Below are 20,218 nucleotides of genomic sequence, written 5' to 3'. Positions count from 1 at the left end.
AGCCGTCTCAAGACGACCGCCCTTGCTTATAATCTGGTCAACAGTTTGCCTTTTTGAATCGTCGAGACATACGCCCGCTTCGTGAAGACGTCATGCCCGTTCTGCCGGGCCGCATCTAAAATCCCTTCATAGAGGAGCGCTGCCGCCGCGACAGGCTTCCGGCTCGTCACAGGATACAAGTGATGCGTCTCCCGGGCGCTGCTGTATAACGCTTCCGCGCGACGGGCCACTGTCTCCCAGACGTCGATGAACGCCGGAGTCACTTGCCGCGCAAACAAATCGGCTTCCTCGACACCGAACTCGGCGAGCAACGATTGGGGCACATAAATCCGGTCCCGATCGAGGTCTTCCCCGACGTCGCGCAAGATGTTCGTCAACTGCATGGCAATTCCTAAATCGATGGCGCCTTGCTTCAATTGCTGGCGTCCACCCGCATCGGCGTCCGGCGCGAGAATCGGTAACAGCATCAAGCCGACGGTACTGGCCGCGTAATAGCCATACTGCTCCGTCTCCTCGAGCGTCGCATAACGCGTCTTATGTAAGTCCCATTTCATGCCTTCGGCCAACTCGAAGAACGGTTCGACGTCCATGTCGTATCGCTTCCAGACATCCTCGAGCGCCACCCAGAGCGCATCCGGCAATGGTTCGCCCGCCAAGAAACGATCGAACTCGGCCAAAAAATGCGTCAAACTTTCCTCGGGGCTATCAGATTCGTCGACCGCGTCATCGAGTGTCCGACAAAACGTATAGACCGCAGCCACGGCTTGGCGGTCAGGTTTAGAGAGCAGGGAAAAGGCCCGATAGAACGTGAGCGAGCCTTTTTTCATTACGTCTTCACATTGACGATACGCTTCTTGTGTCGTCATGGTACAATGCCCCCATTTCTTCTTCCATTCTTTTCACTAACAGTTGCGAGCCGATCATGACGATTGGAACGCCTCCGCACGGATGGACCGATGCCCCGACCGCATAGAGACGGTCGATCTGGGCATACGGACGGGCCTGCGGTTTGAATGCGGCCGACTGGGCCAATTTCGGGGCGATGCCGAAGCTTCCGCCCTCGAACAAGCCGAATCGTTCCGCGTCCATCGGCGTCCGGACTTTCATTTCCAAGACACGGTCTCTGAAATCGGGCACCATCCGTTCGATGCGGCCGATCAAATGCTCGATTGCACCGCTCGTTTCAAAGTCTTTCCGTTCCAATTTACGCGGCACCGGTACGAGTACGTACAGCACACTCGTGCCCGTCGGTGCGAGCGAGTCATCGATGAGGGACGGATTGAACGTATACATCGCTGGATACTTGCTCAGTTTACCATCTTCGAAGATGGTCCGCATCGACCCGGCGAAATCAGTCGGCAAATCGAATTGGTGGACCGGCAAGTCGATGTCCCCGTTCACGGTAAAATACAACAAGAGCGTCCCACTCGACGGTTCATACGACTTTGGCTTGACGCCATCAATCAAGCGTTCCATGAGCGGGAAGTCGCCGTTGACGACGACCGCATCATACGGATGGACGACTCCGTCGACGACAACCGCATCCGCCCGACCTTCGGCGACGCGGACGCGTTCCACGTTCGCGTTCAGCTTGAACGTGACGCCCCGGCGCTTCAACTCTTGTTCTATTTTCGTCGCCAGCGAGAAATATCCTCCTTTGACGTACCAAATCCCCTCTTCTTGCTCCCGATACGGAATCAAGCCATAGAGGGATGGCGTGTCATAGGGGTTGCCGCCGATGTAGAGCGTTTGCAGACTATAGGCGACACGAAGACGTTCGTCCTTAAAGAAGCGTTTCATGTTCTCGTGGGCCGTCTCATACGCCTTCAAGCGCATGAGGAGCATCAATAACTTCGGCTCGAACAAATCTGTCTTGCTCTTATAGCCCCGGTCCAAGAACGCGTCGAAGCCGAGGCGATACTCTTCTCGTTTTTGGGCCATATATTTTTTGAATCCGGCACCCTCGTTGAAAAGACGGTCGATTTCGGCCGCCTGGCGCTCGATATCGCGATATTTATAGAACGTCGTCCCATCCTCATAACGGAGGCGATAGAGCGGGTCGACTTCAAGCAGTTCGAGCTCACGTTCCGGGAACCCGGCTTCTTGAAGCTGACTTTTCAGTTTCCCGGGTAACAGGACGATGGTCGGCCCCTCATCGACGCGGGCGCCGTTCTCGAATTCGACATAATTGAGTCGCCCCCCGACGCGGGATTCTTTCTCATAGATGGTCACGTGTAGCGACGGATATTTATGGGTCAGGAGCAAGGCCGCGTAAAGCGACCCGATTCCGGCACCGACGAAGCTGATGTTCATTGGCCGACACCTGCCCGGTCACGCAATAGGTTCGCCGTGATCCGCGCCGACTCAAAAATCGTCGGCAGTCCGCTGCCTGGATGAGTGCCCCCTCCGACGAGCCAGACGTGATCGAGTTCCTCGAACTGATTGTGCGGACGGAAATACATCATCTGCGATAAGTTGTGTCCGAGATTGAACGTGGCTCCTTCATATACACCGAACGCTTCCCAGTCGTTCGGCGTGAGCGGCTGCATGACCTCGATATGGTTACGAATGTCGCGATACGGTGAACGCGTCTCAAGCGCATCGAGGACACGTTCCGTCATCGTCGCCTCGAGCTTCTCCCAAGGCAAGTTCGACAGATTATTCGGGACCGGCACGAGGACGTAGAGTGACGATTTACCGGCTGGTGCCAGCGTCGGATCAATGTTTGACGCGTTCTGCACGTAGAAGGAGAAGTCTTCACTCAGCTTCAAGTCTTGCGTCATCTCTTTCACGTTACGCTCGTAGTCGTCTGCGAAATGAATCGAGTGATGGGCGACGTCGTCATAGACGCGATCGAGCCCGAGATAGAGCATGAACGTCGAACACGAGTAGCGCTTCTTCTTCAGTTGTTTCGGACTCCAACGCGTGAGCGCATCGCTCGGGACGAGCGTCGTCATCGCATGGGCGAAATCGGCACCGACAATCACTTCATCGAACGCGTAATGCACGTTGTTCGCCACGAGACCGTTAACACGTTTCCCATCGAGCAAGAGACGGTCAACGCCTTCTCCGAGACGAATCTCGCCGCCCTCTTCTTCGATGACGCGCGCCATCGCTGTACATAGTTGGTTCACGCCGCCAATCGGATGATGGACGCCGTAGGCATGCTCCATATACGACAAAATCGAGAAGCCGCCTGGACAATCCCAAGCCGACATCCCTAAATATTTGGCTTGGAACGTGAAGGCGTACTTCAGCTCCTCGCTCGTGAAGTATTCCGATAACACGTCATATAACGATTTACCAATCGACAAGAACGGCAACGCCTTCAAAACACGTGTGGCCACGTAATCCGTCAGCTTGTCATGCGCCGTCTGCAGGACCGGCATCAACTTCGACAGCTTGATGGCTTGTTCGGCCATGAAGCGCTCATAGCCTTCCCCGTTCCCAGGGAACTGCTCTTCAATCGCCTGATGCATTTGATCGCGGTCGGTCGTCATCGACAGTACCCGGTTCCCTCGATCGAAATAAAGGTCGTACATCGGTTCAAGGCGTTTCATCTCGACGTAGTCATGTAAATCGCGACCCGTCTCTTCGAAAATCTCTTCTAAAATATACGGCATATTTAAAAAAGTCGGGCCACGATCGAACGCGAATTCTCCGACTTGAAGACGAGACGTTCGTCCACCGACGAACGCCTGCTTCTCAAATACTGTTACCTTCACACCACGGCTTGCGAGCAGCATCGCAGCCGCAAGTCCTCCTGGTCCGGCACCGATCACGGCGACTCTTTTTTCCGACACGTTGAACAACTCCCTATGTGAATAGTCTCTTATGCTTCTATCTCATTATAGAAATGACTGGAGACAAGTTCAAATTTGAATCGGCTCGTCGTGTGTCCGCCATGTGTCAATTGCCGCGCTCGGCAATGACGATATACCATGATCCTTCCGGGATGAATGGGATAAAGCGAATATTTTCAAAGCCGACTTGCTGCATTTGACGGCGCAACTCTCGAATTGTCGGTAACGGATGCAAGTTGTCGTGGAGGGTCATGAACGCATTGAACGCCGAGGCAAACCGAGAGCCGAGCGGCGTCTCTGCGAGCGGAGTGACGAGGACAGCGACACCGGACGCCTCGAGGTTCTCGAGCATCCGTTCGAGCAATTCGATTCGTTTTTCTGGCGAGAAGTAATAGAGCATGTTGTTCATCATGACGGCATCGAACCGGTCCTCATGATCCCATTCCATGAAATCGGCCACTTCGTAACGAATATCACCTGACTCATCCTGCTCACGGGCTTCGGCGATGACGTCCTCTTCTAAGTCAATCCCGGTCAACTTCCACTCTGGTTCGAGGCCATGCAGTTTACGCAAGTAACCACCGTGCCCGCATCCGATATCGAGCATCGTCTTCACGTCGGCCTGACGCAACAGTTGTTGGACGACTGGGAAAGCGACCGTCTCGACGAGCGTCGACGTCTGTGCAACGACCTGTCCATGCGTCGCCCCATCGAACGTCTTCTGTTTGCCCGACTCTAAAAAGTCAGGGTAAGCGATGAGCGCCGGGATATGCAGCTCCATCATCTCTTGCAGCATGAAACCGATACTGCGCTCATCCTCATGCGACAATTGATATTTCAAACTACGTGTCGGGAAGTAACGCCAGCCTCTCTTCTTCAAATGACGAACGGCGACCCCCACTTCAAGCCAACGCTCCAGCGCGAGCTTCGTCAACGGTTGCTTCAAGCGAAGCGTCATCTCCGCAAAGCTGGCCCCGCCTTGGAGTGCATCGAACAATCCATATTTATAGCCGATATATCCGTGCCAAAGCGGCAGGAACGATTCCGTTTGTTTCATCCATCTTCGCGCGTGCAAGACGCGTGACCATTCATTCATTTGTTGTTCCATCATTTCACCTCATCATCGTTATCACTGATTTTTTTATTTTCCCCTAATAATTTACGGACAAACAAAAAAATCCCACTCCGATGTGCGGAATGGGAATCAACCTTAAATGAAATTGCTAAAGAACGACTGTCCGTATGGCAACGCATAGCCGATGAAAATCGTCACGAGTGCAAGTACGACGAAACCGCCGAACATCGCGTTCGCTGGTTTTTTCTTCTTCACACGGATGAGCGTCATCTCACCGAAGATGAGCGTGAGCAGTCCGACCGTGATTTTCACGTGATAGAACATGCCGCCACCGTTCAATTGTAAATACAAATAAAGTCCTGTGCCGAACGCGACGAGCAACATGAGTCGAAACACCATGTGGGCAATCTTCCCGCTCTTGTTCGCGTTCTTATAGCCGACGTAGGCGACAGCGAACAAGACGAGTAATAAAATCCAGCTCGTGACGTGCGTGTGTAGGAATGCAGTCAATGGCATTCAAAGTCCCCCTTTCCATTATGTACAATCTCTATTGTACACGAGTCGCTCGCTTTACGGTCAAGCAGGTGATTGAAAAATTTTCGCTTCCACCAAAAAGGCGCCCCATCGATGATCGATAGGCGCCTTGCGTTGCTGACGTGATTAAGCTGTCGTCGTTTCTTGTTCACGGACGGCGTATTCATAACTTGGAATGACGACCGTGAACGTCGAGCCTTGATGCTGCACCGACTCGACATGAATCTGACCGGCGTGACCGCGGACGATTTCCTGACAGATCGGAAGGCCGAGTCCGGTACCGCCGATTTCACGGCTGTCCGAATTGTCGACACGATAGAACTTGTCGAAGAGTCGGTCGAGCGCATCGCTCGGAATCCCGATTCCTTGGTCTTTCACTTTAATCGAAATGGATTGGTCGTGATGGGCCAGTTCGACTGTGATTTTCCCGCCACGCGGCGAATACTTCACGGCGTTCGAGAGCAAGTTACTCATCAACTGTTTGAACTTCTGACAGTCGGCGAACAGTTCGTACGGGCGATCATCGGCCGTGACGAGCTCGAACTGGTGTTTCAACGATGACGCCTCATAGAACGTCATCATATCGCGAATGACCGGCTCGACGTCGAGCTGTTCGCGGTCATACATTTGACTGCCGGCTTCCATCCGTTGTACGTCAAGGAAGTCGTTGACGAGATGCGTCAAGCGCTCCGTCTCGGCATGAATCGTCTGCAAGTATTTCGCTTGCTTCTCGTTCGGCAACTGCTTCTTGACCATGAGCTCGGTGAACCCATAAATCGAAGAGAGCGGGGTACGTAATTCATGGGAGATGGTCGAGATGAACTCGCTCTTCAAGCGCTCCGCCTCGGTCTCGCTCGTGATGTCACGGAAGACGAGTAACGTTCCTTTCGATAACCCGCCGACGACGATGCGTTCCGCATACATCTGTAGGTTCATCTCCCCTTTACGAATCGAGAAACTCACGCTGTCATGCGGGAAGTCGTCCGTGAACAAACGATCGGTATACTTCAAGAAATCATCTTCTTGATCGACCGTCGTTGAAATCGTCTCGCGCCATTCGTTCCATGATAGTTCCGCGAGTTCGCTCGACGTGATGTCGTCAAGCTCAGGGAACATCTCATAGAGCGGACGGTTGACGAAGACGTCATCGGTCGAGTGTTCGACGTAAATGACCGCCTCGCGAATCGAGTCGAGAATCCGTTCCGTCTTCCCTTTCTCACGGGTCATCTCTTCAAACAGACGCATCCGGAGAAGTGAGAGCGACAACTGACGGGCGAACGACATAATGTCGCCCATCTGTGTCTGCGTGAAGCGGTCTTTATAACGAACGAGATAGATGAACGCGATAATCGAGTCATCCGTCGGATCATGGACCGGCACGGCCGTCTCATACATATAGTATGGATACGGGAGCGGATGGTCGCTCGCGACTTGTTTCGACGAATGGACGGTCGTCCGCAGTGTCATCGCCCGCGTCAAGACCGAATTCTCGCTATCGAGCAATTGACGCGTGAGCGTCTCGTTCAAGCCGTGGCTCGTGATCGAGAATGAACCTGTCGCATCGACGAAGACGAGCGCGCCGACTTCTGAGTCGGTGATGGCGACGAGCTTCTCGATAATTTCTGGATAGGCCGTGAGCGAATCGCGGGCCGCGAGCGTCTCGGTCAATTCGTTACGATAAGCCAAGTGTTGCTCGTTCTGTTGCGTCTGCTCCAAGATCTCTTCAAGCTCTTGCTGTTGCGCTTGAAGCTCTTCTTGTTGAGCAATCAACTCTTCTTGTTGCGCTTGCAACTCGTGGTTCTTCTCAATCAAGTGACGTTCGTTGTCACGAAGCGTCTCGGCCATTTTGTTAAACGACCGTGACATCGTCCCAATCTCATCTTCACGCTCCATCTGGTCGCTCAAATCGACGATCTCGCCTTTAAGCAGACGGTCCGATGCGATCGAGAGACGTGAAATCAAACGCGTTTGACGGCGCAAGAACGGTTGGATGAACAATAAAATCAAGGCCGCGAACGACAAAATGCTCGCAATCCACAAGAACTGAAGAATGTCGTTATTCAACTTCCAAGCATCGTACACTTTTTGTTTCTCGCTATTCATCAAAGATTTATAATCTGACAATGATGTCTCAATCTGTTGAATCGGTCCGAGCGTATCAATCCCGCGCTCTGGGCTGTACGGGACGACGCCCTGCTCAATCAAACGCTGGGCTGTCGGCAACGCCAACACCGTCTCTGGGTCGATGGTCGTCTCGGTGATTTCACCTTCTGCCCGCAATTGACCGTACTCCGTCGTCACCGGAAGGATGACACCGAAATAGAAGTCATGAAACTCTTGCAAGTCCTCCGCGAAAATCTCACCTTGCTTCGTCTGGACGACGCTCTTGAACCAGTTTATTTCTTGTTGGAACTCGTTCTCTTTCTCTTTAGCCCGCTCGAGCGCCTCCGTATCACCAAAGACGAGATAACCTCGAGCCTCATATTGGACGCCTTGCCAGTCGTCCCAAAGCGTATTCAGACGTTCGATGCGTTGATCGACGTCTTGTAGCCGTCGTTCGCTCTCCGCGACACGTTCTTCCATGTACATATACATGAAAATCGAGCCGACGAGCGCGAGCGCGAGGAACGAGTAGAGGACGACCATGAGGTCGCGACCGAGTTTTTGTTTAAACCATCTGTTCAATTCACGATGCCTCCTATAATCTTCACCAATTCAAGTGGACTGAACGGCTTCGAAATAAAGTAGTCGACGCCAATCTCATTCGCGCAATCACGATCAGATTGTTGGCTCTTCGCCGTGAGCATCATCACTTTCGTATGTTGACGTCCTGGCAGTTTTCGTACTTTCTCAATGACCTCAAGACCGGTCATGCCTGGCATCATATGGTCGACAATCACGAGGTCGTACTCGTTCTGTTCGATTAGCCGATAGGCTTCAAGGCCGTCTGGCGCTTCATCAATGTCATATCCTTCATCTTCTAATGTATCTAAAACAAGCATGCGTAATACTTCTTCATCTTCTGCTAGTAAAATTTTTACCATGACGATTCCTCCATTTTTTATCCCATTCCATTATTTTAACGGATTCAGTTCGTAATCACAAAAAATAAGGGTGTACGGTGTATAACCGTACCCCTTTTTCTTCACAACGTCTACATTATAATACAACAATTTCCTGCAATTCGAGCGAATAAATGAGCATCTGCCCGACCGTGATTCCCCAAATCGCCTCAATCGCCTCACGATAAAGCGAGAGTTGGACGTGATAGCGGTCACGTAACATCTGTTTTGCCGCGTCACGGGAGTCGCTCGAGAAAAGCACAGAGTCCGATTTATAATCGAGAAGTACATACGTCTCTCCGTCATAAAACAGACAATCGATAATCCCTTGGATCAGCACGTGCTCGTCGGTGAACGTCCCCGTTGGATTGACTCGCTCGGCCGGGACCGTGTACGTGAATGGTAGCTCACGCCAACCTGTCCCAGTTTGAAGCGCTGCTGTCAACGCGCGTCCCGTTTCCGAGGCAAAGAACGCCTCGATTTCAGGACTCGCAAGCCGTGCCGTTTCGGCCTCGACCGGGCTGAGCATGCTTTCCGCTTCCCAGCGGTCGATTTGGACATCGAGCGGCTCGGACGGGTCGATCAATTGGAAGACGAGATGTAGCGTTGTCCCCCGTTCGGCTCCTGTCTGCTGAGATTGCTTCCATTTTGGTTCTCGATACGGGGTGTCCGTCGCCCGGTACGTCTCTTCGAACGCAGCCTGTTCAAGCTGGAGCGCCCGCTTCAATTCGGTCACCGTTTGTTTGGCCGCTGTCTCCGTCGCAGCCTGTGCCGGATAGGCGTAGGCGAACGCCTTGTGGACGAACTCACTGACGTTCGCTTCGTCTTTCACCGGAAAATCGATCGCCTCGAACTGTTTGACGTGATGGAGCTGCGCCATCATCTCTTGGAGCGTGGCGACTTCTGCCAAATCTCCCTCACCGATGATGCGATACGTCCACGGTGTCGCTTCTTGTTGCGGAGCGATAACCGGCAAGCCCTGTTGTTCTAAGAACGAGGCAGCCCCTTCAAGTTTCAGGAGTGCCGGAGCGACCCAATCGAGATACGTCTTCGCGTCACGACGCGACTCGGCCGATAACGTCGTCCCGGTCTGCTCGACGTGCAGCCACTGCTGAATCTGTTTCCCCGGTTCTTTAATCGTCCCGACCAAAATCAATTTCTCTTTGGCACGGGTGAGGGCGACATACAGGACGCGCATCTCTTCGGCTTTCATCGTGGCATCGAGATCGCGGCGAATCATCTCTTTGACGAACGTCTCCGTCTTCGTCCGGGTGACGACATCGATGGCGTCGAGCGAGATGCCATACCGTTTATGGAAGATGACGCGCTGCATTTGGTCGCGTTTATTGAACTGCTTTCCAAGCTGGGCGACGATCGTGACCGGGAATTCCAGTCCTTTCGACTTATGGACCGTCATGATTCGGACGACGTTCTCTTCTTCGCCGAGCGAACGCGCCTCTGACAAATCCTCACCGTTATCTTGCAGTCGGTCCATCACGCGGAGGAAGCGATACAAACCGCGGTATCCGCTCCGTTCATAGGACAAGGCCCGATCATAGAGCGCCTTCAAGTTTTCTTGGCGTCCTTTCCCACCTGGCAAGCCACCGGCGAAATCGTAGAAGCCGGTGTCGTTGAACACTTGTTGAATCAGCTCCGACAAACTATGGTTCCGTGCGAACGTGCGCCACGCTGACAACGCGTCGAGCACATCGCCGCACTTCAGACCGAGGTCATCCTCATCGTCCGCTTTCGCTTTGAGCGCCTCGAAGAACGAGTCCTCCGATTCAAGACGAATCTTGGCCAGTTCTTGGTCACTGAAGCCGAACATTGGTGAACGGAGCGCTCCCGCGAGCGGGATGTCTTGAAGCGGATTGTCAATCAGTTTCAACGCGGCGAGCATCATGCGAATCTCGGTCGCCTGGAAATAGCCGCCGTCTGAATCGGTATAGGCCGGGATGTTGTACTGTGTCAAAATATCCATCAGCTGTTCGACGCGCTCTTTTTTTGAGCGGACCAAGATGACGATATCGCGATATTCGCACGACCGCAGCAAGCCGGTCGCCTCATCGGTCACTTTGAACGGTTCCTCGCCCGAGACAAGTTCTAAAATCCGGGTCGCGATGGCGCGTCCTTCGAGCTCTTGTTTCGAGAGATCACGACTCTCACCATTGACGAGAATCAGCTCAGGTCTCGCCTCGAGCTCCTCATACGCCCGGCCTGGCACGAGTCGGGCCGCCTCATCGTATTCGATCTCACTTACTTCCTCGTCCATCAACCGGACGAACAAGTCGTTGATGCCATGGAGCACTTCGGCCCGGCTCCTGAAGTTTTGGGACAGGTCGATCCGTTGTCCCGAACCATCTTGTTTGAACCGGGTCGCCTTCTCGATGAACAGACGCGGCTCGGCATGGCGGAACCGATAAATCGATTGTTTGATATCGCCGACCATGAACAAGTTGCCGACGTGTTCGGCTTCGTGGCTGACGAGTCCGATAATCGTTTCTTGGATCTCGTTCGTATCTTGATACTCATCGATCAACACTTCGGCGAAGCGCTGTTTATAGAGCGATGCGACCGAGGACGGTCCGTCCCCGTCGCGCAAAATCGCGAGCGCATAATGTTCAAGGTCGCTGAAATCGACGAAGGCGCGGTCCCGCTTCGCCTGCTCATAGGCGGCACCGAACGTCCGGACGGTCTTGACGAGCGTCTCGACGAGCGGACGTTGCGTCATCAAGACCTCTAAATAGTCCGCTCCGCTCGTGCCGGCCTGTGCGGTCGCTTCGCTCAACTTCTTCTTCGCCTGGTCGTAGGCCGGTTTCAACACCGTGTGGTAGACATGATGTTCGTCTTTCTTTTGGACGGATTTCATCGTCCCGAATTTGACGGCGCGGGAAGCCGTCTCGAGCTCGCTCCACTTGAACGAGTCCGGATCAAGGTTCGCGAACGGCAAAATCGCCTGTTGCACGTTCGCGGATTGCGCCTCATAACCGGCGAGCCGAAGCTCGATGGCGACGCGACGAAGTTGACGCAACGCTTTCTCGATGTCTACCCAAAGCAGGTGACCGAATTCGATCAGCAATTGCTCATCGTCCGGGTCCCCGTCAAATTGATACAACGAGACGAGCTCATCCAGGTAGGCTTCCGGGTCAGGCAGTGTTCGCGCATAGTGATAAAGTCCGAGAATCAACTCCTCAATCTCACTGTCCCCGCGGTCGGACGTATAGGCGTCAATCAAGGCGAAGAACGCTTGGTCTTGTTCGCCATAGGCGTCTTCGAGCACGTCTTCGAGCACATCGTCCTGCAAGAGCACCAAATCACGCTCTTCAGCGATTTTGAACGCCGGGTCGAGGTCGAGCAAATAGTAATTCTCTCGAATCATCTCGAGACAGAACGAGTGAATCGTCGTGATGAGTGCTCGGTTGAGCATTTGGCGTTGTTTGCGAATATATGCGTTCTCCGGGTCGTCACGAAGCGCTTGATCGAGCGCTTTGGCGATTCGCCGCTTCATCTCGGCCGCGGCCGCATTCGTGAATGTGACCACGAGCATGCGGTCGGCCGTCAGTTCGTCCGTCTCATCCAAGAGACGGCTCGCAAGTCGTTCCACGAGGACTGCCGTCTTGCCGGAACCGGCTGCCGCCGAGACGAGCACGTGCGATCCTCTGGCATCAATGGCCGCTTGTTGGTCATTCGTCCACTGCATCGACGTCACCTCCTAATCTTGACAAGACGTCATCTTTTTCTAGCTTTTTCAATTGCCGTGCCTCGTTGGACAACGCCTCATCAAAGTGACAGACACTTTGGAACGGGCACGTCTGGCATGGCCGGCGTTCTTTATACTCATACGGTTCGACCCCGATTTCACCGTCATACATCGCCTCGGCGCTCGATTGGGCCAAATCGATGGCATGGTCCATCAACTGTTCGAGTTGCGGTGGCGAGACGACTTTTTTCGTCGTGTTCGCATCGAGCGTCCCGTCTTTCTTGTACTTGACCGGGATGACGATTGATTTTTTCTGGTCGAGTTTCGCCGTCCGGTCCATCATCTCTAAAATGGCCGGATCATCGACGAGCAACCCTTGCATCTGATACGACTCGAGCACCTTGCGTTCGGTGTCGGTATCCGTCTCGGCCGGAGCGACGAGCGGGCGATGGACGTGGAAATAGAGCGCGGCCGCTGGGGCGACGTTCTCTTGCGTCCAGGCGTTCGCCTGCTCAATCAACACTTTCAAATAGATGAGCATCTGCATCGCGAGCCCGTAATAAATCTCGGCGAAGTCGATCTCTCGTTTACTCGACTTGTAATCGACGATCCGAACGTACAATTGGTCGTGAATCGAAGCCGTATCGACCCGGTCAATCCGACCGACGAGTTCGCACGTCGCCCCGTTACTGAGCGTGAACGATACCGGCGGGAAATTGCCGCTGCCGAAAGCGAGCTCAAAGGCGACCGGATCGAACCCGTCTCGTTTCGACTGCTCGATTAACACTTCCGCAGTCTTGCTGACGACGTCGGTCAATTTCTTCTTCAAATAGCCATACCGGTTCGAACTCATCAAAATCGCGTTTTGAATCTCTGGTGTGACGAGCTCGACGGCCGCCTCAGCGAGAGAAGAACATTCCTCCCGGCTCACATCACGCCATTCTTTCCCTTCCATCTGCACGGTCTGCGACATGTGCTCGATGGTGCGATGATACAAGTTGCCGATATCTGGCGCCTCTAAGCGATACAAACGGCGCTCTTTTAAACGAAGGCCGTAACTGGCGAAGTGACGGTACGGACAGGCTTGGAACGTCTCCAGCCGCGAGACGCTCGCCCGAATCGAGTTCGTGTACAGCGACTTGGCGACGTCTTCCGGTAACGGCTTGGGCACGTTTTGATAGAAGAGCGCGCTCGTCAATAACCGGATCCGCTCGCGGCCTTCCGGATGTTTCAACAGCTCGTTATATACCGTGAACCACGTGTCTTGAATCGGGTAGTGGCGACTGAGCCGCTGTAATTCGAGCGCCGTGACCGCTGCCGTCTGATTCACGTTCGTGATGAACGACAACTGGTCGCTCGGGCGATGTTCCCCGGCTTCTGCGAAGTGGGTCGTCACGACCTTGCCACCGCCAAGCCGCGCCTTCAGGTCCGCGATGAAGCTGGCCGGCTGAATCGCCTTGCCGGCGCGGTCGACGAGGGCGTAGCTGACGAACAGCCGATGACTCGGTGCAGTGAGCGCCTTATACAAATAGTACGTCTCATCGTCAAACAAGTGCTCGGTCGCTTTCCCAGCCCGGACGCCGTTCTCGTGCATGAAGTCGAGGTCCTGGTCGGTCAATAGTTTCGACTGGGTCGAGACGAGCGGGATTTGATCTTCGTTCGCTCCGAGCAGGAAGACGACTTTCTTATCAAGCAACCGGCCCCGAACATAATCGGTGACCGTCAATTGATCCAAAGAAGGCGGGACGAGCGCATAGCGCAGACTATCGAGCCCGGTGTCCATCATTTGGAGGAACAGCTCGGTCGAAAGCGTCTCGTCCGGTGCGGCCGCCTCTAGCTGTTCGAGCAAGTGCAACACCGCGTCCCATACTTGCGTATGTTCGCGCGCCTCGAGCAAGCGTGCCTCTTCGAGCTCCTCATCTCGCCAATGGGCAAGACAGGACGCCACGCCGACTCGTTCCAAGAATGCGTAGATGGCATGCGTGTAAGCCTGCATCGTCTTCGCTGCCTTCAAGTCATCCAACAACGGGTCGAACGTGTCGACGACGGTTTGCCGATAGCGATTGAGCGCCGTCTCTACGTCGAGTTCTTCCCCGGTCAACCGTGCCTCTTCCTCGGCACGACGTTTCAAGTACCACGCGTCATGCCAATGGTAATGTTTAATCCCCCGTTCAATCACGAACGCCTCGAGCCGGTCGACCGATGTGCGTCGATGCTCCTCATCGAGCAGAATCAATTCCGTCTTCAGTGCGCGAAACACCGGCTCTTCCCGGTATCCACGGAGTGCGACTTCAATCGTCGCCTTCAGTAATTCGACGACCGGATGATCGAGCATCGGTTGTCGCTCATCGAGGAAGAACGGCAAGTTCATTTTTTGTAGCGCCTGCGTCGCCAAATCGCCGTACGCTTCAAGCGAACGGGACACGAACGCGATATCGCGGTAACGGAAGCCTTCCTCACGAACGAGACGCACGACTTCACGGACGGCGGCCTCGACTTCCACCGACCGGTCGACGGCCGCGTGTAACACGACGTTCGAATCGGGACGGGTATACGGGGCTGCCGTCACTTGCCCGAACGTGGCCTCGAGATAGGCCAAGCTCGGATGTTGGAAGCGAGGCGCACCCGTATGAGGCGTGTCACTCGACGAGATACCCCGTTCGGATACCAGCTCTTTGAAGCGCATGAGCGTACGCTGTGTCGGTCCGAACGACGGATGGGGCCGGTAGAGCGAATCCGGGTCGATCGTCAACAGGACATCGAGCGGCGCCTTCTCCGCCAAAGCGACCAGCACTGCCAGCTCCTGCTCGGAAAATTCATTGAACCCATCGACGTAAAACCGGGTCCCGGTCAAGTCGATGTCCGGTAACAGTTGCAGCAGCACGTTAAAGTAATCTTCGGCGTGCAGCGATTTCCCCGCTGTCATCGTCAAGAAACCTTCATACAGGATGGACAGGTCCTGCAGTTTCAGCGAACGGTGTTGGTCTTGTTCGCTCAAGCGGAGCAACTGCTCCGGATCGACGAGTCCTCGTTTGAGTAGCGTGATCAACGCATTCAATTCCTCATAGAAACCGAACTGATTCATCGTCCGGCGGAACAAGGTCAAGCGTTCCTCGTTCATCTCGACGACACGGCGCAACAGCAAATGTGTCCCCGTCTGGTCCAAAAACTGTTCGGTCGCGACGCCACGGTCGCGCATCATCAAAAAGGCGAGACGGCGCATCGATAAGACTTGAATCCGGGTCGACCCGTTCAAGCCGTCGGTCATCGCCATCTTCCGTTCCATTTCAAACGACATTTGGTCTGGGACGAGCATATAGATGGTCGGTCCGCTCGGGTCACGCTTCAGCTCTTCGATGACTTGTTTCGTCATCCATTCGCTTTTTCCGCTCCCGGAACGCCCGACGTGAAAAGTGACCGTCATTTAGGCGAACACCCCTTCCCTTTTTTCTTTATTATGACCCATTCCGCGCAGTTTGTAGAGGGAAATCCTTCGAGACCCCGGCAAGAAAATTGGCCAGCCCGCATCCTTCCCAATTTCAGCGAAAATCGATTAGACTGGACGTATGAGGGGGAAATGAACATGAGTGCATATGAACAATTCGGCGGCGAGCGTGGAGTCCAACAGCTCGTAGACGCCTTTTATGATCTCGTCTACGCCGACCCGGTCTTGTTGCCGTTGTTTCCGGACGACAAAGAGCGGGTCAAAGCGCATCAATTCGAATTTTTAACACAGTTGCTCGGGGGACCGAAACTGTATACGGAACGTCGTGGTGGCGGTAACTTGGCGATGATCCATCGTGACCACCCCATCTCTGAGACTCATGCCGGACATTGGCTCGGCTGCATGGAGCAAGCGCTCAAAACGGTCGATGCGCCCGAGTCGATCAAACAACAGCTGTTCCATCGCTTGATCATGTCATCCTCGAACGTCGTCCGCGTCTGCTCGCACCATTTTGAGTAGTCAGCCTTTCGAAAAGCGGGTATGATAAGAAAGTAAGTAAAGGAGGTCGTTTTTCATGACAGAAGAAGAAAAGAAAGAGGCCGTTTCGTCTGAAGAAGAAACGGAAGAAGTAGAACCGACGGCAGTCCTCGCCGACGCCCTCGAAGAGGACGAAGAGGAAGAAGACCAACCCGAAGAAAAGAACATGGACCACATTAAAGGTGTGTTCAACTATATGCACGAGAACGGACGAGAGTACCGCGTCGTCTTTTATCAGGACCGCAAAAACCTCGTCTTCCGTGAACTCGGCAACGGGAAAGTCGAATTCGTCGGACGTTTCACTGACGAGGCATACGATGAAGAGAATGAAGCAGAGATGCGCGAACTCGGCGAGCAACAGCTCGAACGGATTCTTGCGGATCGTCTCAAATAAAAAAATCGCCCGAGTTGGGCGATTTTTTTATTTTCCTTTGTTCCGCTTTTTCTTGCGGAGTGCATAAATGACTCCCGCAATCCCACCAGCGACGGCAATCCCGGCCATGGCAGGCACGAGGATTTTCTTCGTCGGAATCATCTCTTTGACCCGCTCGTACGGTGTCGGCACCGACAACTCGAGTTGAACGGCCGACTCACCATGACCGTTGGCCCGCGCTTTGCGAGCCGCGTCGGTGATGACGACACGCCCCGTCGTATAACGGCGATTTCCATGCTCATCCGTATACGGACGACGGACGCGTTTGACACCGCGAACCGTCTTCCCCCGCGCTGCATCCGGACGGACGACGCGTTCGCTCGTCCACGCTCGTCCCCCTGTCGCACTGTAAGCCGGGCGAATTGTCCGGCGATTTAACCATGTGTATGAATCATTCATCGTTGATTCCCTCCAATATTGTGAAGTCCTTCTCTTATTATACCCATAGAGCATCTCACAAAAACATACGTCTCCCGACGTAAACGAACAAAGGATGGCCCACCTCGGGCCATCCTTTGTCGTCATGCAATTACTCTGTGAACGGTTTATCCCGGTGGCGACGTTTCGCCAAAATCAAGTAGTAGGCCGGGACGAGCACGAGCGTCAGTACCGTCGAGAACAGAATCCCTGACACGATACAGATGGCAAGTGGTTTGAAGAGTGGGTCTTGTCCGAACGCGACCGGCAAGAGGGCGACGACGGCGGTCAAGGCCGTCAACAGGATCGGACGAATCCGGGCCCGCCCTGCCTCATAGACAGCGGTCGTGACAGCCATGCCGTCCCGAATCCCTTGCTCGATGAACTCGAACAAGACGACGGCGTTCCGAACGACGATTCCGGCGAGCGAGACAATCCCCATCGAAGCCATGAAGCTAAATGGCGTCTGTGTGATGAACAGTCCGACGACAGCTCCGGCAATCGCCAAGTAAATCGTGAACAGGACGAGCATCGGTAGTGACAATGAATTGAACTGGAATGCGATAATCAAGAAGATTAAGAACAAGACGACGACGAACAACGTGGCGAGTTCAAGGAAGAACTCGTTTTGTGTGTCACTTGCCCCCGATTGATCAAACGCGATCCCGTCATCGGTCAATGCAGACTTCGCATCGGCGAGCACGCGGTCGACGTCTTGTTTGAACGCTTCCTCGTCCATACCTTCGCTCGCAAAGATTTGGAGCGTCACGGTCCGTTCTCCGTTTTCACGCGGAATCTGTTGAATCTGTTCCGTCGTCGTTTCGGTGACGAACGTGCTGAGCGGTGCGACCGGTGGGCCGGCTTCCGTTTCGACTGGGACGAGAATATCGTCTAAAGCGAGCGCCTCACGGTTTGCTTCCGCATCGACGACAATTTTCACATCGCGCTGTTCGACACCATCATCGAACGTTCCGATCGGAATCCCGTCCGTGACGAGGCGAATCTGGTCACTGATCGCTTTCGCGGTCACGCCAGCGGCCGCCATCGCGTCACGGTCGAGCTCATACGTGAGTGTTTGGAACGGCTCTTTAATGTTATCGAGGACGAGTGCGCCGTCAATCTCTTCGAGGTCTGCTTTCACGGTATCCCGTGCCGCCACGAGCTCGTCGATTGTCTCGCCGCGCATCGTGAACTCGACAGGTGCCGAAGTCGGCGGTCCTTGTTGTTGCGTATCCAAGAAGATTTCAGCGTCCGGGTTGTTTTCCCGGATTTGTGTCGTATACTCATCAATCAATTGAATCGCATCGATTGTCTCGTTATCGACACGGACGACGATTTGGCCGGTATTGTCACCTGTTTGGTCGAGACCACCCGTGAACAGGCTCGGTAACCCGCCCCCGGCAAAGATGGACGTCTCGGTGACGCCATCGATGCTTTGGAACTCTTCCTCGATGGCTTGAAGTCTCCGTTCCGTCTCTTCCAAGTCGGTCTGGACCGGTAATGTGACGCTCGTCACGACTTCTGGTCGGTTCGCGGCCGGGAAAAATTCGAATGGTGTCAATAGAATCAATCCGTACAAGGCGGTCGTGATGACGAAACCGACGAGTCCGAACGTCCATGGACGCTTCGCAACTTTTGGCAACAACGTGTCCGCATAGAAATTACTGAGACGGTTGAGTGGTTTCCCTAACCAACCCGGCTCTCGTTTCGAGACTTTGACTTGTTTCCGGTTCAACCAGTATTGGGCAATCGGGACGAGAGTCAAACTGATGACCATCGAAGCGAGCACCGATAACGCCAATACGGTCGGCAAGGCGCGGATAAAGTTCCCGTTCGCACCTGACAAGAGGGTCAATGGCAAGAAAGCGAAGACGACGGCGAGCGTCGAAGTGACGATCGAGCCCCACACTTCTTTCGTCCCGCGTACGGCACCTCCCATCGCCGTATCCCCTTTCCGGTAACGACGCAGGATGTTGTCGTTGACGACGATGGCGTCATCGACGAGAATCCCGAGGGCGATGATGGCACCGATGATGGAGATTTGGTTCAAGTCGACCCCCGTGAAGCGAAGCGGGATTAACGCGAGCAAGAACGATAATGGAATCGCCAAGCTGACGATGATGGATCCTGATACCGTCAATCCAATCGTCGTGACGACGATGACGGCAATCATGGCGACGATGAACTCTTTTGTCAACGACGAGAAGATCGCGTCGACCGCTTTGGCCTGCTCGTAATAAGGGACGAGCTCGACGCCAGAGACGTCTCCGACTTCTGCGGCGACGACTTCATCGACGCGTTCTTGCAGCGTCGGGATATCTTGTCCCGACTCGATTGTGACCGTCAAGGAAATGGCGGGCATCCCATCGAGCGAGACGAGGTCGGTGACCGCTTTTTCCGTCTCTTCGACCGTACCGACGTCTTCGAGTAGAACGGGCGTCCCGTCTACCGATCCGACGACGACTTGGCCCATATCATTGACGTTCGTCAAACTGTCGATCGCCAACTGATAGATGCCCTCTTCCGTCGACTGGCGTCCGAGCGGTGTCGTCTTATATTCTTCATTGATGGCCGTCAAAACGTCCGGGAAGGCGAGTTGACGCTCCCCGAGTTCGGCCGAGTCGAGCGAGACGACGAATTCGGTTTCTGGCAATCCTTTGATTGTCACACCGGTCACGCCTTCGGTCCGCAACAATCGTTCCTCCAACCGCTCGACATCTTCTCGAGCCGCTTGCAACGTTTCGCGGTCGTCCGAAGTCAACAAATATGAAGCGACCGGCAATTGTCCGATCGAATCATTGACGGTCGGTGCCAGCGCATTCTCAGGCAAGCGCGGTGCGGCATCCGAGATGGCTTGGCGCACGTTCGCCTGGAGCTCACTTCGGTCGAAGCCGTCTTCATACTCGACTGTGATGTTTGAGAACTCGGATGCGGATAATGATGACACATTCTCGATTCCTTCGAGTCCTCTCAATTCAGTCTCCAAAATATTCGTGACGTTCCGTTCGACCGTCTCTGCGGTCGCGCCTGGATATGGCGTCTGAATCAAGACGATATTGACACTCGTCTCCGGAATTTCACGCTTCGGAAGTTGGAAGAACGTGAGCACCCCGACAACGACTGCGACGAGTAAAAACACGATGACCAGTTTTCCTCGTTCAATCATTTTTTGAAAAAACATGTTGACCCCTCACTTTCAGATGATGTGCAAA

At 54.2% G+C, this 20,218-nt stretch carries 13 protein-coding genes; 2 read left to right on the top strand and 11 right to left on the bottom strand.

Annotated features, from left to right (window positions below):
* Nucleotides 1-26 precede the first annotated feature (26 nt).
* The 9 genes from KNP67_RS00410 to addB all read right to left on the bottom strand — a co-directional run bounded on the left by KNP67_RS00410 (nucleotide 27) and on the right by addB (nucleotide 15,598).
* A complete protein-coding gene (locus tag KNP67_RS00410; RefSeq protein ID WP_058763050.1) occupies nucleotides 27-866 on the bottom strand; it encodes a phytoene/squalene synthase family protein in 840 nt (279 codons plus the stop codon).
* Nucleotides 835-2,313 (bottom strand): phytoene desaturase family protein, encoded by a 1,479-nt coding sequence (locus KNP67_RS00405; RefSeq protein ID WP_214755689.1) that lies wholly within the window; start codon nucleotides 2,311-2,313, stop codon nucleotides 835-837. Before KNP67_RS00405 ends, KNP67_RS00410 begins: the two co-directional genes overlap by 32 nt.
* Nucleotides 2,310-3,836: a phytoene desaturase family protein gene (locus tag KNP67_RS00400; RefSeq protein ID WP_125318023.1), complete on the bottom strand. Its 1,527-nt coding sequence runs from the start codon at nucleotides 3,834-3,836 to the stop codon at nucleotides 2,310-2,312. The genes KNP67_RS00405 and KNP67_RS00400 overlap by 4 nt, the downstream gene beginning before the upstream one ends.
* Nucleotides 3,837-3,909: 73 nt before the next feature.
* Nucleotides 3,910-4,911 (bottom strand): class I SAM-dependent methyltransferase, encoded by a 1,002-nt coding sequence (locus KNP67_RS00395; RefSeq protein ID WP_021066683.1) that lies wholly within the window; start codon nucleotides 4,909-4,911, stop codon nucleotides 3,910-3,912.
* Between the two features lie 102 nt (nucleotides 4,912-5,013).
* A complete protein-coding gene (locus KNP67_RS00390) occupies nucleotides 5,014-5,394 on the bottom strand; it encodes a YisL family protein (RefSeq protein WP_029595956.1) in 381 nt (126 codons plus the stop codon).
* A gap of 144 nt (nucleotides 5,395-5,538) precedes the next feature.
* On the bottom strand, nucleotides 5,539-8,097 hold the full coding sequence (locus tag KNP67_RS00385) for an ATP-binding protein (RefSeq protein ID WP_214755688.1): 2,559 nt from the start codon (nucleotides 8,095-8,097) through the stop codon (nucleotides 5,539-5,541).
* Nucleotides 8,094-8,456, bottom strand: coding sequence for a response regulator (locus KNP67_RS00380; protein WP_021066686.1), 363 nt, complete (start codon nucleotides 8,454-8,456; stop codon nucleotides 8,094-8,096). The genes KNP67_RS00385 and KNP67_RS00380 overlap by 4 nt, the downstream gene beginning before the upstream one ends.
* A 115-nt stretch (nucleotides 8,457-8,571) precedes the next feature.
* Nucleotides 8,572-12,174, bottom strand: coding sequence for a helicase-exonuclease AddAB subunit AddA (gene addA, locus KNP67_RS00375; RefSeq protein ID WP_214755687.1), 3,603 nt, complete (start codon nucleotides 12,172-12,174; stop codon nucleotides 8,572-8,574).
* A complete protein-coding gene (addB, locus tag KNP67_RS00370; protein WP_214755686.1) occupies nucleotides 12,158-15,598 on the bottom strand; it encodes a helicase-exonuclease AddAB subunit AddB in 3,441 nt (1,146 codons plus the stop codon). The genes addA and addB overlap by 17 nt, the downstream gene beginning before the upstream one ends.
* Before the next feature lie 159 nt (nucleotides 15,599-15,757).
* Here addB and KNP67_RS00365 point away from each other — a divergent pair, with 159 nt between their 5' ends.
* Nucleotides 15,758-16,138 carry a truncated hemoglobin gene (locus KNP67_RS00365; RefSeq protein WP_021066689.1) on the top strand — a complete coding sequence of 127 codons (381 nt, stop codon included), beginning with the start codon at nucleotides 15,758-15,760 and terminating at the stop codon, nucleotides 16,136-16,138.
* 55 nt (nucleotides 16,139-16,193) lie between these two features.
* On the top strand, nucleotides 16,194-16,550 hold the full coding sequence (locus KNP67_RS00360) for a hypothetical protein (protein ID WP_021066690.1): 357 nt from the start codon (nucleotides 16,194-16,196) through the stop codon (nucleotides 16,548-16,550).
* A 27-nt stretch (nucleotides 16,551-16,577) separates the two neighbouring features.
* On the opposite strand, the gene KNP67_RS00355 is transcribed toward KNP67_RS00360, so the two are convergent.
* Together KNP67_RS00355 and KNP67_RS00350 are read right to left on the bottom strand one after the other, a co-directional pair.
* Nucleotides 16,578-16,988, bottom strand: a complete 411-nt coding sequence (locus KNP67_RS00355; RefSeq protein ID WP_021066691.1) for a hypothetical protein — start codon at nucleotides 16,986-16,988, stop codon at nucleotides 16,578-16,580.
* Nucleotides 16,989-17,118: 130 nt separating this feature from the next.
* On the bottom strand, nucleotides 17,119-20,187 hold the full coding sequence (locus tag KNP67_RS00350) for an efflux RND transporter permease subunit (protein ID WP_131472257.1): 3,069 nt from the start codon (nucleotides 20,185-20,187) through the stop codon (nucleotides 17,119-17,121).
* Nucleotides 20,188-20,218: the final 31 nt, after the last annotated feature.

Source organism: Exiguobacterium sp. s157, from assembly GCF_018618205.1.
GTDB lineage: Bacteria > Bacillota > Bacilli > Exiguobacteriales > Exiguobacteriaceae > Exiguobacterium > Exiguobacterium chiriqhucha.
This window is presented reverse-complemented; position numbering and strand designations above follow the sequence as displayed.